The organism is Acidisoma sp. L85, from assembly GCF_009765865.1.
GTDB lineage: Bacteria > Pseudomonadota > Alphaproteobacteria > Acetobacterales > Acetobacteraceae > Acidisoma.
Genome location: NZ_LMUQ01000030.1, coordinates 17,384 through 30,680, shown reverse-complemented (window position 1 = coordinate 30,680; position 13,297 = coordinate 17,384). Strand labels below are relative to the sequence as shown.

General features: G+C 57.9%; 14 protein-coding genes. 4 read left to right on the top strand and 10 right to left on the bottom strand.

All coding sequences use genetic code 11. From position 1 onward, the window contains the following. On the top strand, nt 1-424 hold a 424-nt coding region (locus GSQ83_RS08750; RefSeq protein ID WP_158802546.1), incomplete at its 5' end, for a TetR family transcriptional regulator C-terminal domain-containing protein. Between the two features lie 28 nt (nt 425-452). Here GSQ83_RS08750 and GSQ83_RS08745 read toward each other — a convergent pair. The 9 genes from GSQ83_RS08745 to GSQ83_RS08705 form a co-directional block, all read right to left on the bottom strand. Next, entirely contained in the window at nt 453-794 is a 342-nt protein-coding gene (locus tag GSQ83_RS08745; RefSeq protein WP_254065571.1) for a pyridoxamine 5'-phosphate oxidase family protein, read from the bottom strand. A 57-nt stretch (nt 795-851) separates the two neighbouring features. Beyond that, complete coding sequence (locus tag GSQ83_RS08740) at nt 852-1,397, bottom strand: carboxymuconolactone decarboxylase family protein (RefSeq protein ID WP_158802519.1); 546 nt, start codon at nt 1,395-1,397, stop codon at nt 852-854. Nucleotides 1,398-1,439: 42 nt separating this feature from the next. Then, nucleotides 1,440-1,712 carry a lysozyme inhibitor LprI family protein gene (locus GSQ83_RS08735; protein WP_158802518.1) on the bottom strand — a complete coding sequence of 91 codons (273 nt, stop codon included), beginning with the start codon at nt 1,710-1,712 and terminating at the stop codon, nt 1,440-1,442. A gap of 281 nt (nt 1,713-1,993) precedes the next feature. Further along, a complete protein-coding gene (locus tag GSQ83_RS08730; protein ID WP_158802517.1) occupies nt 1,994-2,983 on the bottom strand; it encodes an MBL fold metallo-hydrolase in 990 nt (329 codons plus the stop codon). Between the two features lie 69 nt (nt 2,984-3,052). Then, the gene (locus tag GSQ83_RS08725) at nt 3,053-4,282 is read right to left on the bottom strand and encodes a mechanosensitive ion channel family protein (RefSeq protein WP_158802516.1); all 1,230 of its coding nucleotides are present in this window, start codon (nt 4,280-4,282) and stop codon (nt 3,053-3,055) included. A 414-nt stretch (nt 4,283-4,696) separates the two neighbouring features. Further along, entirely contained in the window at nt 4,697-5,755 is a 1,059-nt protein-coding gene (locus GSQ83_RS08720) for a HoxN/HupN/NixA family nickel/cobalt transporter (RefSeq protein ID WP_158802515.1), read from the bottom strand. A gap of 291 nt (nt 5,756-6,046) precedes the next feature. Beyond that, nucleotides 6,047-7,117, bottom strand: coding sequence for a DUF4331 family protein (locus GSQ83_RS08715; protein WP_158802514.1), 1,071 nt, complete (start codon nt 7,115-7,117; stop codon nt 6,047-6,049). Nucleotides 7,118-7,240: 123 nt separating this feature from the next. Further along, entirely contained in the window at nt 7,241-8,149 is a 909-nt protein-coding gene (locus GSQ83_RS08710; protein WP_158802513.1) for a hypothetical protein, read from the bottom strand. Nucleotides 8,150-8,416: 267 nt separating this feature from the next. After that, a complete protein-coding gene (locus GSQ83_RS08705) occupies nt 8,417-9,634 on the bottom strand; it encodes a hypothetical protein (protein WP_216849992.1) in 1,218 nt (405 codons plus the stop codon). A 435-nt stretch (nt 9,635-10,069) separates the two neighbouring features. On the opposite strand from GSQ83_RS08705, the gene GSQ83_RS08700 reads away from it, so the two are divergent. Together GSQ83_RS08700 and GSQ83_RS08695 are read left to right on the top strand one after the other, a co-directional pair. After that, nucleotides 10,070-10,714: a peroxiredoxin-like family protein gene (locus tag GSQ83_RS08700; RefSeq protein ID WP_158802511.1), complete on the top strand. Its 645-nt coding sequence runs from the start codon at nt 10,070-10,072 to the stop codon at nt 10,712-10,714. Between the two features lie 20 nt (nt 10,715-10,734). Beyond that, nucleotides 10,735-11,634 carry a LysR family transcriptional regulator gene (locus GSQ83_RS08695; RefSeq protein WP_158802510.1) on the top strand — a complete coding sequence of 300 codons (900 nt, stop codon included), beginning with the start codon at nt 10,735-10,737 and terminating at the stop codon, nt 11,632-11,634. A 288-nt stretch (nt 11,635-11,922) separates the two neighbouring features. On the opposite strand, the gene GSQ83_RS08690 is transcribed toward GSQ83_RS08695, so the two are convergent. Continuing rightward, complete coding sequence (locus tag GSQ83_RS08690) at nt 11,923-12,183, bottom strand: hypothetical protein (RefSeq protein ID WP_158802509.1); 261 nt, start codon at nt 12,181-12,183, stop codon at nt 11,923-11,925. 580 nt (nt 12,184-12,763) lie between these two features. Between GSQ83_RS08690 and GSQ83_RS08685 the strand changes: the two genes are divergently transcribed. Further along, on the top strand, nt 12,764-13,297 hold the full coding sequence (locus GSQ83_RS08685; protein ID WP_158802508.1) for a YkgB family protein: 534 nt from the start codon (nt 12,764-12,766) through the stop codon (nt 13,295-13,297).

Below are 13,297 nucleotides of genomic sequence, written 5' to 3'. Positions count from 1 at the left end.
CTACGTCGAGATCAGTATTGGAGCACGCATACAGCGCTGCGAAACACTTCCACCTCGTGCCGCGATTGGCGCGTTTTTCGATGAAATTCTGCGCCGGTCACTCACCGACAAAGAGCACAAAGGCTGTCTGTTAGTAAACTCGGCTCTGGAAATGGCGCCCCACGATCCGGAGTTCCGGAAGTCAATCGCGCGAGTACTCAGACGCATCGAGGCTTTCTTCCTCGGCTGTGTGGAGAATGGTCAGGCGAACGGCACCGTCTCACGCTCGACCCCCGCTGAGGCTCTCGCTCAGCATCTCTTGGGCGTGCTGATGGGTCTCCGCGTCTTGGCCCGGGTGCGCCCCGAGCGTTCCCTCCTGGAAGGCGTTGTAAGCACGGCATTGATATCGCTCGAACCCCGAGATAGGATGACCGGGCAGGCATAAGTTCGTCCGTGAGAACTCACGGCGGAGTCTAGGTCGGGCGGATCACTCTGCAAATGGTCATTGTAGGATGATACACCCACCCATACTGGCGGTTGCCGCGATAGTCGGCAAAGGCAAGTGTGCGATCATCGACCAGCTTAAGAAAGCCGCGCGGGCCGCCCCGATGCTGAATGTAGGGCCAACCCGTCTCCGAGACCGTCGCCATGTAGAAGCTGTCACGTTCGGCGATGAAGGCGACTTCGTTCTCGGTGAATCGATCAAACTCACGGTGTCCCTTGAAGTCCTGCCAGATGTGATCGGCGTCCATCTTGGCCTGCACAGCCCGGACGCTGGGCGTCCCAGCAATATCGAGAAAGCCATAGGGCATCATGGGCCTCCGTTATTTGACAAGAGGGCCGGGGCCTGAACCGCCGCGGCCCTCTTGAAGTTATGCGGCCTCAGCTGCGTGCACGACGGGAAAGTCGATGTCAGTCTCGGCAACGACGTTGAGCAGGTTGGTGAAAATGTTCTCGGCGGTGACGGCGAGGATTTCTACGATCTGTCCGTCGCTGAAACCGGCATCTCGGACCGCCTTAACGTCAGCCGCGGTGATATGCCCACGCTCGCGCACGACCTTGCCTGCGAAACTCACGGCGGCATTCGCCTTCGGGTCGCCGGACTCGCTCTTGCGATTGAGGGCAATCTCCTCGGGGCTGATTCTCGCCAGGTTGAGCCCGAGATAGGTGTGAGCCGACAGGCAATAATCGCAACCGTCGACCTGGGCGACGGCCAACGCGATCCCCTCGCGGGTCTTCACGTCGAGGGTTTTCGAGAGCGCGGCGTTGTTGGACGTGAAGCCCTGCAACGTGGCCGGGCTTTGAGCGATCAGGCGATACATGTTCGGGACGACGCCGAGCTGTTTGCGGACGGCATCGAGGATCGGCTTTGACGCTTCCGGGACGTCGTCGAGCGCTGGGATCGAGAGGCGGGACATTGTGAACTCTTTTTCAGGTTGCGCGAACCGAGAGTGGTTCGGCTAGAGAGAGAGATAATGCGCCTGGCTCTTCACCCCGGAGTAGATCGAGGCCGATCCTATATTGAAGATCCGCGCCGGTAGAACCCTATTCAGCGCTTTGTAAGCTTTGTTCAACCGACTGTCCCAGACCCTGGCGCGGGCTTCGAGGCACTCCATAGTGTCGACAGTCGTTGGCTTCGTGTTGCACACGCTTGCCTGGTCGGCCGTCCAGGCCGGCGCGGCCAGAGCAGGCGTGGCGGCGAGGATCGCCGCGATAGTGATGGCCGAACGCATGGTTTTCTCCCTGTCCCGCGGATCGAGATCAGCGATCTAAAACCGGATCACCCTTAAGTTCCCAATGGGAAACATTTTCGCTCGACAATGGATCATGGCGTTGCACTTGGGGCACATGGGATGCAGACCTTTGCCAGGGCCCACCTTGGGCATCACGTCGTGGTTCAAAACGCGAGATGGATTCATATCGCGCGTTGAAGAGACATCTTCCCCGGAGCGACCCCTTTCTGGCGAAGGTCCTAGCGTACGCTACGGTCATTGCAACTCCAATTGATCGGAGGTTATTTAAAAAAAGGGGTGTCGGCATATGAGACCGGCACCCAGGCGTAACCTCTGTCACCATCTTTGCGGATCCGGCCGAAGGTCGGAAACGGCAAGTGAGGTCCGGCAAGAAGTATGTTCTGCGCTACAAGCCGCTTTAGTAGTCGTTCTCGCTGGCCGACTGCAGTTTTTTGGTCTCCATCAAATGCGACGCCAATCTCGGGATGCTTGAACTGGACCTCGGCGACGTGAACGACATCGCCCATTATGAACAGCCTTTGCCCGACGGAAGTGAACTCATAACCCACTTGACCAGGGGTATGTCCTGGGAGCGGAACCACCTCGATGCCATCCGAAAGCCTATCCGAGGGAGCAAACGGCCGCCACCTCCCCGACGCAAGATAAGGCGCTGATACAGCCCGAGCGATCTTGAAGAAGCCTCTTTCATTCTCGGTCGCCTTTGCGGCGACCTTAGCAGAGAGCCAGAAATCGCTTTCTATCTGCGACATCCGCACGTCTGCGTTCGAGAACACCGAGGCACCAGATAGAGTAGTTATGCCCCCGACGTGGTCTGGATGCAAATGAGTGAGGAGAACTGTGTCGACTTCCTCCGGCTTGTATCCGGCGGCGCGAAGATTGACCAATAGCTTTCCGAGGGTCGGCCCGCCCCACCAGCCGCCGGTGCCGGCATCGACAAGGATGAGCTGTTTGCCAGTGTTCACCAAAAATCCAGATACGGAAATCGTCACTACGCGTGGATCAACGAGTGTCTCATTAAGCGCGCTGGAAAGCTCGCCCGTTTCGTCCCGCAATAGTTGCCGTGGATCGAACTGCAGGCTCCCGTCATGGATAGCGGTTACCTCGAAGTCACCCAACTTGATTCGATAGAATGCCGGAGACTGATCATAGCGGTAGGGCGCCTCCGCCTGAGCCTTCATTTTCGTCGCCAGCATGGCGCCGAATGCAATCGCGGACCTACCGAAAAGACGGATAAACTGCCTCTTGTACATTTGTTCCTGCCTCTGGCTGAGCCTCCGTCTGGAGACGCTTCTCGCGTGTTTCTGGAACAGCTTGCCTACCTAATGTTCGAGCCGCCGGAGAAACCTGCGCAAGCGCGCGATCAACAAACCTGGCGTCTCGACCTCTTCACTTTCCTCAATTGCCACCTCGCAGCGCAACCACGCTCGGCCACGTTGCGCCTGGGCCTCCAGACTACTTTTCAAACCGGGATGATTACGCAGGACTGTTGCGATACTTGGCTCATCTAAACTAAAGGCGGCGACCGGCGTCAGCGCCGTTGCCGTCACCGGAGAGGCCGCGCCGGTGATGAAATCCGTCACGCCGATACTGTCGCCAGGACTTGCGCGTAACAGTACCCGCCTGGCGACCCCTTCCCCTTGCGCCAGCTCGACAGTCCCTGCCTTAAGCAAAAAAAGAGCCTTGGTCAGCTCGCCCTGGCGAGCTAGCGCAGAACCAAGCCCGTAGGTAACGAGAACGAAATGCGGTGCAAGCAACGCCTGATCGTCGGCTGAAAGTGAACCAAAAGCATCGGATTCCGCGATTAGCGTTTCGATCGTCGACGTTGATGTTGGCGAATGGGCTACAAGGTCGCTGCCCGCGAGCAATATTCCAGCGTGCCGCAAGTGCCTATAAACCTGTGTTAGCACCTCTGTGCGGGCAATGGCGATTTCGGTCGCCGAACCGACGACGAAGCCAATCTCATAGACGAGGAAGTTTCCTTCCAAGCGCGCGCAATTGATTGTTGGGGCTGGTGACCGCAATGGGACGCGACAAGCGAGAACGGCGGCATCGAGTGCCACGATGCTCCTCCGCGGATCCACGCCTGCGTCCACGCTGATTGCGACGATTAGGCCCCTGGCCGGTGTCGGCTCGCTTCTATTCTCGAGACGCGACTTGGCGATGACACTGTTCGGCACAATTGCTACACTATTGTGCGCCGTCGCTATTCGGGTGGATCGCCAGTCGAGCTGGAGAACCTGTCCTTCGATGCCGCCTTCCACCCAAAGAACGTCCCCCAGCTTGTAGGCACGTTCCAATCCGATGGCCAGTCCGGAAAAGACGTCTGACAGCGTGTTCTGGAGCGCCAGGCCGAGGACGATAGCGACAACACCGGAGGTTGCTAGCAGTCCGCCTATCGGAACACCGAAGACGAAATTGACGATGGCGAACACGGCTGCGATGTAGATAGTACCCGCCAGCAGATCTGAGACGATCTGTGTTTCGCGCGGTCGATCCTCGAGCACCAGGACGAGCCGTGCGATTGCAACAGCCACGCGCGCGCCCATCATCCACCAGCCAATCTCAGCCAGCCTCTCCCAAGCCTGTTCGCCCGGCACAGTAGCGCGGAGATGGGGTGCGATCGGCGAACCGACAGCGAGCTGAATGAGCCCCGTGAGAATGACGAAGGTGACCAGGCGAATGATGAACCGCAGCCACAAGGGTCTCCGACGATCGCGGCGGGCGTCTATCAGGATCGCGAGCAGCAGCAGACTTGCCAACGAGAGCGGCAAAAGTGGGTCACGCCAGCCGAGAAGCATGGACAACGTACTAGGTCCCGAGCAGGCTGTATTGTGGCCGCACCACACGCCGGGCGGAAGCGGCGTAATGCCTAAGGTTATTCTCCCCAGTCGAGGATTTGTGTTTCAGGACCACTGCTTTGCTGCAAAGACTTTCTTCGATGACCGGGGGGGCATTCTTGGGCATCAACTGGTCTCGACCTGTAGCTGATCATACCCCCGGGCTCGGTAGATAAATGCCGAGAGCAGCCAGCTTACCAGGAACACGCCGATGATTAGGTAGCCGATAGCTCCAAAGTTGTGGTTCAACGCGGTGATCTGGCCCCAGAAGAAGCCCTTCAAGTTGAGCTGATCTTCGATCAATCCGAGTGCTTCGATTCCGCCCACCAGTAGCGCCACCACGACGGACACGAAGGTGGTCGTCATGTTGTAGTAAAGCTTGCGGATCGGCCTCACGAATGCCCAGCCATAGGCGCCAAGCATCAGAATACTGTCCATCGTGTCCACGAGCGACATTCCCGCCGTGAAGAGTGCCGGGAAGATCAAGATCGACCAGACAGACATGCCGTGTGACGATTGAGTAGCAGAGATCCCGAGAAGGCCAACTTCGGTCGCCGTATCAAAACCTAGGCCAAATAGAAAGCCCAGCGGATACATATGCCAACTGTGGCGAATCATACTGAACAAGGGCCGGAACAGTCGCGCAAGAAATCCACGACCCGCCAACAGCATTTCGACATCCGCCTCCCTATACGGGGCTCCGCATTTCACCTGCCGAAACAGGCGGTAGATCGCAACTAGAATCGCTAAGTTCATGCCGGCAATAGCCAGGAGGAAACTCGACGAAACCAGTGTTCCGACGACCCCACCAGCGCTTTGGAAGAAGCTGAACTGGTCCCTGAGCGCAATTGTCGTCGCGGCGATAGCGACCGAGGCAAGAACGACAACGGTTGAATGGCCCAGAGAGAAGAAGAAGCCGGTCGTAACAGGACGCTTGCCCTCCTGCATCAGTTTACGGGTTACATTGTCGATGGCGGCGATGTGGTCCGCATCGACCGCGTGTCTCAGGCCAAAGCCATAGGCAAGGAGAGCGGTGCCGAGCAGCACGGCATTATGATGGAACAGGAGCAATACCCAGATCCATGCCACAATATTGAGAACGATGATGACAGCGATGATGCCCCCTATTTTGAGGCGCAGAGTGTCGGCTTCATCGTTAAAAATGCTGAAGAATGCCCGTCGCATCGTAGTCCCCACAGATCATTTCTCCCGCCCGGCAAACGAGAAGGACAGGTTGTGATCCAAAACGTTCTCTGATCTTCCGGATCGCCCAAACGGCGCGGAAATGGACCCTTGCGCCGAAGCCCGTACCAGGCCAGCAAGCCGTCCCCAAGGAATGCGAAGAGCGAGACTGCCGTGCAGCCGGGTGCTAGGGAGAAAAGACGATCAGCCAGCCACCGAACGCAGAACACACCACACCCCAAAGGAAGAGCGCGACCGCGGCGGGGCAGTATGCCTGCCGATGGCCGCGAACTATTATTCCTTTTTTGCGCCTGCCCTAGCCGGAGCGACGCCGATCTGCTCGGCAGCCGAGTAGGGTTCTCCAAAATAGGGAAAAGTGTCGCGCACCCGTCCTTTGTCCGGAGCCACGCCATCGCCGAGCGCGGTATTCGTTGCCAACGTGAGGATCACATCCATGGCGTCATCCGTGAGCGCTCGTCCGTTGAAGCCCGCGAAGTCGAAAGCAGCCGGCGTATCGAGTTCGTATGGCAGGGTCGTCGGACAGATCCGGGTCGTCAACTGGGTTCCATAGTCGGTTGGATTGGCCGACGAGCCGGCAAGCCTGGTCAGTGTGCTGGCAACCTTGCCAATTTGAGCGGAGAAACGTGGGATATCATCTGCCGGAACCATCCGATTGTAATCCTCTCTCATGCTCGGCTCAGGCAAGAATACGTGAGTGAGAAGGGGCAGCCCCCATCGGGACACCTGCACTTCCGGCGCGTGACCATGGAGTGAGGCCGTTGCCCAGGCATGAACCCGTCCCCGGCCGATCGATCGGCTCGGGACCTCGAGCACAATGGCAGTGACATTCCGATTTGCAAAAAAGTTCTTCCGATTCTGAAATGCGCCTGGATCGAACCGGTTCTCCTTGCGGACAGCCATTAGGAATTCCGAGATGGCGGTAGCGTCACCCGCGAAAAGATCAGGAGCCAGGCCGGCAAAGGCGACGACTCCCGAAGCTGTCTTTGTCACCTCACCGGTGCGGCCGGCGACGACGACATCGCCGTCAGCGCCTTGCACTGCTGAACGTCCGGCAGCGCGCCGAATTTCGAAGCTTTGAACATGCTTGTGCTCCTCTCCGGCGACGTGGGAAACCACTCCGAACCGTACTTTGAACGTCAATTCCTCTACTGCATCACCATTCAGGTCAAACCGAAAAGCGTAGAGTCCCTCATCGCGAAATGTATCTGGTGCGGAAAGTCCCGCATCGGGGTTTACCGTCATAGCCATAACCGTCGTTCCTGGGCGTCCGCGAAATAAGTAGAAGTCACACACGTTGATGCGGGGGTCCGCAAGTGCAGTTGGGGTATCGAAGTGGTGGGACATCGATTGATTCCTCGTCGCCGGATATTCAGAATGCGTTGTGTCGGGGTCCGGTCAGAAACTTGGGTTGATCCCGAGCTTGGTTGCCGGTGATAATAGTTCTTGCGCTCGGTCAGTGACTCAATCTCACGACGTCGCGCCGATCCGTCCCAACTTGGCGGGTCCCATGTTTGGTCCGACGAAATACGGGAACGCCTCGCTCAATTGGATCGACCGGGATGACCTTCCCGCAGTCACCGCTCCCGTCAAAACTGTTGCCACGATCGCCGCAGGATCATCCGCTGGATGACGACCGTTCTGGCTTGCGAAATTGAACCCGACCGGATAATTCGGACGATACTCGATGACGTCCGGCAAGAAGTGCGAGCACAGGCGGCGTGCATGCCCTTCAGGATCAGCCACGTTGCCATTCGCGTTCGCGAGGATAGTTGCGCGTCGCGAGAGCACCTCGGCCAAAAGTGCCGCATCATCCTTAGGCGAGGCGGCATGGTATGCGGTGGAGATGGTCGGCTCCTGCGCCAAGAGCTCAGCGATGAAGGGACTTCCGACCCTGCGCCGCGACCCATTTGCGGCAAAGATCTCCGCCCATACCGCCAAGCGCTCTGCGTTCCCCACGAGCTGAGGTGGAGTCTCAACCACGGCGGCGTTCAAGATCTCGTCGGCATGTCGCCGTCCGAACACTTCGCCCGAGAAGCATCTATAGCAACGATTCTCAGAATCCTTGCGCTGTTGGGTCGATAGCGGCCCGTTGATTGTCCATCGACGTTCGTTGACATGAATGCGCACGGTATAGTCCGACCCGACCCGCCCCTCCGAAGGACGGTCGCTTGTCTTGAAGGTGACCGCAAAGACGAGATTGCGACTTTTAGGAGCCATAAATGCGAAGAGGTCCACCTTATGAGATGACTGCGCAGCCGCCGAGGGTTTAGGCGTAAGTGCCATCGTCATAAATGCCGCCGCCCCTCCGCCCAAGGCAGCGCGACGATTGATAGGCAGTGAAGCGAGGCTCAGGGGTTTGGTCACATTGTCGCTCATGCGAGTTCCTCTCCAAGAGTGGCCGCGAATTTTAACCCTTAGCCAAACTGACGCCGGAGGATAGAAGGCAGAACTTCGTCCTGTCGCAACTAGGCGACATTTGATCGGGCGCGAAAATAGGCTCGCAACGGAATCTCTGAGCAGGGAAGACTCCAGACCTAACTCCGACCGCCTCTCACGCGACGCATCAGTGGTCACTGTTGAATTCCCGGAAACGGCGCCTCCGCGCTTTGGCGGTAGCCTTGCACAGAAGATCTCTCCAACTCTTTAGTTAACACGATATACTACCGGGCAGTTCACGACGAATCCGACTGGCCGCAACGTACCATTGTCGATGCTCCTGATAAACCCTTTCGACGCCATATCCTCAATCTCGATCGCATCTGTCATACGTGACCGATAGCCATGATCGATGGCGGACGGCGTCCATTTGGCCGGAAAAAGCCGCCACATCGGGCTGTAGTCTAGATTGATGGTCGGCACACCTCCTAGAACATTCAGCGGTCCCCGTCCATCGGACAGCGCGCTATCGAGGCCCTGGCGTTGGGGATTCTCGAGGCCGATCGGGCCGTTAACGAAGACATAGATCCGCTCAGCCGGTTCGCCCGGCGAGGCATCCTCAAGCGCAAAGGGAAAGCTCTTAAGCGCCGGCGTATAAGTTGCGCTCTCAAGGGTCGCGACGAGCGGATCGCTCGCTTCGGTCGAAAGATACAAAATCGGCTTTCCGAATGTGAAGCCGATGGTTAGCTGCATGGTTACATAGCCATCTCGAGGACAAATGGAGACCACTTTGTCATGGACTAGGTTGTGGTCGACGTGGCCATCACAGAACTTGTTCAACGTCTGGTCGTCGATGTTAAAGGCCACCATAGGTGCGTTGAAGACAATGTCCGTGCCGGCGTTTTTAATGTGGACGAGAGGAGAATAGTCTGCGTCCCCGACAGATCCAGGCTGGGCGCTTTGCGGTGGGAAGAAGTTCGGACCCTTCCCAGGTACGATCCTGTGCTGGGGGCCAAAATCCACCTTCCCGGAGTCGAATATGAAGGTTCCATCCGATGCGATCGTCGCCTCTCGTGCGCCTTTCCCGGTCAACCCGTAGGTGAGCTTGGGTGCAAAGTTAACACCGTGAAGATCAGCGAGATTCTCATCCGTCGTATCGGTGAGAATGAACCAGACGAGCTCGCCCGACTTCAGTCGACCTCGGCGAAGAGGAAGTCTGGCGGTTCCTTTCACCAGGTCCACCTGGGCTGACTTCATCAGCAGAACCGGACCGAGGAACGCGGGATTAATCTCGGATGGGGAAGGCCGTGCCGTGACGATGTTTACATCCGGCTTCAAATAAGCGGGGGCAGGTCGGGTCTCCGACAACGGGGATCCGGCAATTCCCTCGTTGATGACCTCAGCTTGCGCTAGCGTCACGCCGAACGAAAGAAAGGCTAGGGACGCTGCCACGGCGCAAGTAAGCATTTTACCCGTAGTTGCCAATGATCTGCAGCCTGCGACTGTCATACGGATTACCCCAAATTCAACACGCATGGATTTGTGCAGAGCACCATTCCTGGATGAAAGTCCTGGCTTGGAGCTCGAGACTGGCCGAGAAGAGACATAAAAAGCCGCTCAACTGCCAATACCGTCTGGGCATGGTTTCCATGTTTGTGCCCCCAAGACCCGGCGGAGGGTTGGCCCAAAGTGCTGGACGACAGTAGTGCGCCGACATCGGAGTTGAACTTGACCCGCGGCACACGTCTGACTCTTAACGGCCTCTACGTGCGCTATGAATCCTCGATCCGGATCGTCGGTTCGAGTAGCGCCAGGGCTCGTAACGTCCTATAGAACATTTCGTGATATCAACAGGTCGGTCAGCTCCGCTTTGACGACCGCTAGCAAGCCGACGACGCGCGGGTCGGTTCGGAGGCAAGGATGCCTTTAAACGAGACCCTTGATGCGCTGCGAGCAAAGATGACAAGTCAAGCCGCCGCCGCATTCGAAGAGGTGATGCAACGTCTCGATTCTCGCTTGCTTGCCGATAACGCCCTCAAGACAGGCGACGTCATGCCAGGCTTTGAACTGCCGAACGCGGAAGGTAAGCTCGTCTCTTCAGTGGAGCTCCTGCGGCGGGGCGTGCTGATCGTGACTTTCTACCGTGGCAGCTGGTGTCCTTACTGTATGGTGACCCTCCAGGCGCTCGATGCGATGCTTACCCCGGTGCTTGAGCGAAAAGCTTCTCTAGTCGCTCTCTCACCCGAGACGGGCGGACGAGCCCAGTTCGTCAAGAGCAAATATGGCCTCCATTACGAACTACTCGCGGACGTTGACAACGCGGTCGCCGCCCAATTCGGCGTTCTCGTCCGCCTGCCACCCCGATATCGGCGGCTGCTGCTATCGCGGGGGATCGAAGCTGAAACGTTGCATGGGGGCGCGGGCTGGTTCGTCCCTGTCCCATCGACCTTCGTGGTCGCGCCCAATGGGATCGTCGTCCATGCAGAGATTCATGTGGACTTCACGCGTCGTACGGAATTGGAAACGCTACCCCAGGCGCTTCGTGCGCTTTGGCAGAACGAGTAGAAGGGCATAGGCCGGAACCAATGGACCTTCCCCAGATCGGCTACTTTATCGTTCTCTCTCGCGTGTTGAATTTCACCCATGCGGCGAGAGAATGCAGAGTTACTCAACCGGCCTTTTCAAGATCGATCAAGCGGCTAGAATGGGAGCTTGGCGGTGATTTATTGTTGCGAGAGCGGTCTCTAACACAGCTCACGGAATTCGGCCGATCTATGCTGCCGCTGCTCGAGCAGGTCAAGGCCGCGGCGGATCTGGCGCGCGATGAAGCGAGGCATCTGCAATCGAGAGACAGTGCGCCCCTCCGCCTCGGGCTCAGCCCATGGCTCGCCTTTCCCCTCATCGGCGCCATCCTGTCCGAGGTCATCGCTTCAATCAGGTCCATGGAGTTTACCATTGCCGTAGAAGCCGAGACGGTCATGCGGGAGCGTATGCTCCGGGGAGAGCTCGATGTTTTCGTGGGACTGCAGGCTGACACACTGCCTGAGCGCTTCAATCAATGGCACCTGTTTTCAACAGGTGCGTCGGTATTCCTGCCGCAGAACCACCGACTGGCTTGCGAGGAATCGATCATTAGTACGAATCTTGCGGAAGCCACCCTGCTCGGCGCGTCCGAACCGGAGGCGCTGCCGGAAAGGATCCTCTCGCAAATTGCGCGGCGGGTCGGACGTCGGCCCTCGACACCGCATCGTGCGGGCAATTGGGAGACGTCGCTGCAACTCGTGCGCACGGGCCTTGGGTTGGGGCTTGGCTTATCGTGCTGGCCCACACCAGCCGAACTGGTTGCGCGAGCGCTGTCCGAGCCAGTTGTCGAATACGACGTTGTTGTGGAGACGCTTGCGGGGCGGCCGCAATCCCGAGCGGCAACCGCATTCGTTAAGCTTGCTCGCGCCAGCGCCTGGACCTACGCTCCCGATGTTCCGTGAATAGAGTGACCAGGCTGGTGTCTACCGGTGATAGGTCGAGAGGCTTAAGCACAGGCGGTTGTGTTTGATGCCGCGGGCCGCCGGGGTGCTTGTGCGCCGGCACGATGGCGCTCAAAATATCGACGCCTCAAGTCACAAACACCCCGTGCGGTTTGACGCAGTTCGATGCCGGAACGACGTGTGATGAAGATAGAGACGCGGCGATCCATAGAAGCAACATCTTCAGACGTGCGCCTCAGAATCGAGTTCGGCTCGGTTAAACTTCATCCCTAGTCCGGATCTGCCTAGTCAACGTGTCTTCATCTCGCGAATAAGCGCATCGTACTGTCGGCAGAACTGATCAGAGTTAATTTCGCCCGTAGTCATCTGATCCTGAATCATATGCATCTGCGTCATCATAGCCTGGGCGTTGGACAAGCTCCCCGCCATCTCAGCCTGAATAAGCTGGCCGATTTCGGTGTACTTGAGCTTTATGTCGTTCTGCGTGCAAGCGGCCTGCGCAAGTCCAGATCCCATGCACGCAAGCACGGCTGCAGCCGGCAGTCCCATCCAAACTCTCGACACGTCGCGATCTCCCTTATCGGTTCGACATACGCAGACGCCCCTGCCCTCTTGTGTTATTCGGCCAAGAAGCCGATCTCATCCACACATTCGGAACTGCGTAGTGGCCTGGAGTAAGGGGCTGTCCATGCGAAATCTGCCAATGCCTAATAGGCATCATTTTGATGATCGTGCAGCTCTTGCATGAAGGTCGAAAACCGCATCAGCATTGTGAGTGTTCTCGCAAGTCGGGTCTCACTACCCGGGGAAAAGGACTACAGATTCCTTATCGGATTTCCTGTATCCGAGATCGTCTGGCGGCTTACCCGGCAACTCTCGTGTTTCGCTATCGGCCATTGAGAGGCTATCGATACCAGGCGAAGCCGCTGGGCATTGCTAACTTCCTGTTTCTCGCTGGACTCCGCCACAGGCTACTCGGCCGTTCTAGAGGACCTAGGGGTAAATGCGCTCGTCCGGTCTGAATCAAAACGATGCCTGAAAGGTATCTCTCAGTCCCCTTAGCTTACGGCGCAATGCAAGATTCAATGAACGCGGCTCGCGCCGCCGCGTGGTTTAGTGGAGATCGACCATGATGCCATCGCTACGTATCGCCGAGCGAACGACAGGCTCCCATACGGCATTGGCGCTGCTGCGCTGGGCTCTCGTGATCGTCTTCGTATGGTTCGGGGCCGAAAAATATACCAATTATGCGGCGACCGGGATCGCGCCCTTCATCGCACATAGCCCGATCCTAAGCTGGCTACATCCCTTGTTTGGCGTGCAAGGGGCGAGCGACATTATCGGCTCGATTGAGCTCTCCACGGGCATCGCTCTCGCGATCGGAGCGTTCAACCCGATCGCCTCGGCGCTGGGCGCGGCCATGTCCAGCGTCACTTACTTAATCACCCTCACGTTCTTCCTCTCGACGCCTGGCGTCGCCGAACCGGCGGCGGGTGGCTTTCCAGCGCTCTCCGGCCCGGTTGGCCAATTCCTTCTTAAGGACCTGGTTCTCTTGGCGGCATCGCTCTGTCTGTTGTGCTCGTCGGTGAATTATAGGTCGGCGCCAAGTCTGGAGTTCGTCAAACCACAACCGGTTGCAGTGCGCTCGGCGGGCAAGGAGTAA

Excerpts from the sequence above, each read along its gene's own strand:
- GSQ83_RS08730 (WP_158802517.1), bottom strand. The coding sequence starts at position 2,983 with ATGTACAAGAGGCAGTTTATCCGTCTTTTCGGTAGGTCCGCGATTGCA.
- GSQ83_RS08700 (WP_158802511.1), top strand. The coding sequence starts at position 10,070 with ATGCCTTTAAACGAGACCCTTGATGCGCTGCGAGCAAAGATGACAAGT.
- GSQ83_RS08695 (WP_158802510.1), top strand. The coding sequence starts at position 10,735 with ATGGACCTTCCCCAGATCGGCTACTTTATCGTTCTCTCTCGCGTGTTG.
- GSQ83_RS08745 (WP_254065571.1), bottom strand. The coding sequence starts at position 794 with ATGATGCCCTATGGCTTTCTCGATATTGCTGGGACGCCCAGCGTCCGG.
- GSQ83_RS08725 (WP_158802516.1), bottom strand. The coding sequence starts at position 4,282 with ATGATGGGCGCGCGCGTGGCTGTTGCAATCGCACGGCTCGTCCTGGTG.
- GSQ83_RS08685 (WP_158802508.1), top strand. The coding sequence starts at position 12,764 with ATGATGCCATCGCTACGTATCGCCGAGCGAACGACAGGCTCCCATACG.
- GSQ83_RS08720 (WP_158802515.1), bottom strand. The coding sequence starts at position 5,755 with ATGCGACGGGCATTCTTCAGCATTTTTAACGATGAAGCCGACACTCTG.
- GSQ83_RS08710 (WP_158802513.1), bottom strand. The coding sequence starts at position 8,149 with ATGAGCGACAATGTGACCAAACCCCTGAGCCTCGCTTCACTGCCTATC.
- GSQ83_RS08735 (WP_158802518.1), bottom strand. The coding sequence starts at position 1,712 with ATGCGTTCGGCCATCACTATCGCGGCGATCCTCGCCGCCACGCCTGCT.
- GSQ83_RS08715 (WP_158802514.1), bottom strand. The coding sequence starts at position 7,117 with ATGTCCCACCACTTCGATACCCCAACTGCACTTGCGGACCCCCGCATC.
- GSQ83_RS08690 (WP_158802509.1), bottom strand. The coding sequence starts at position 12,183 with ATGGGACTGCCGGCTGCAGCCGTGCTTGCGTGCATGGGATCTGGACTT.
- GSQ83_RS08740 (WP_158802519.1), bottom strand. The coding sequence starts at position 1,397 with ATGTCCCGCCTCTCGATCCCAGCGCTCGACGACGTCCCGGAAGCGTCA.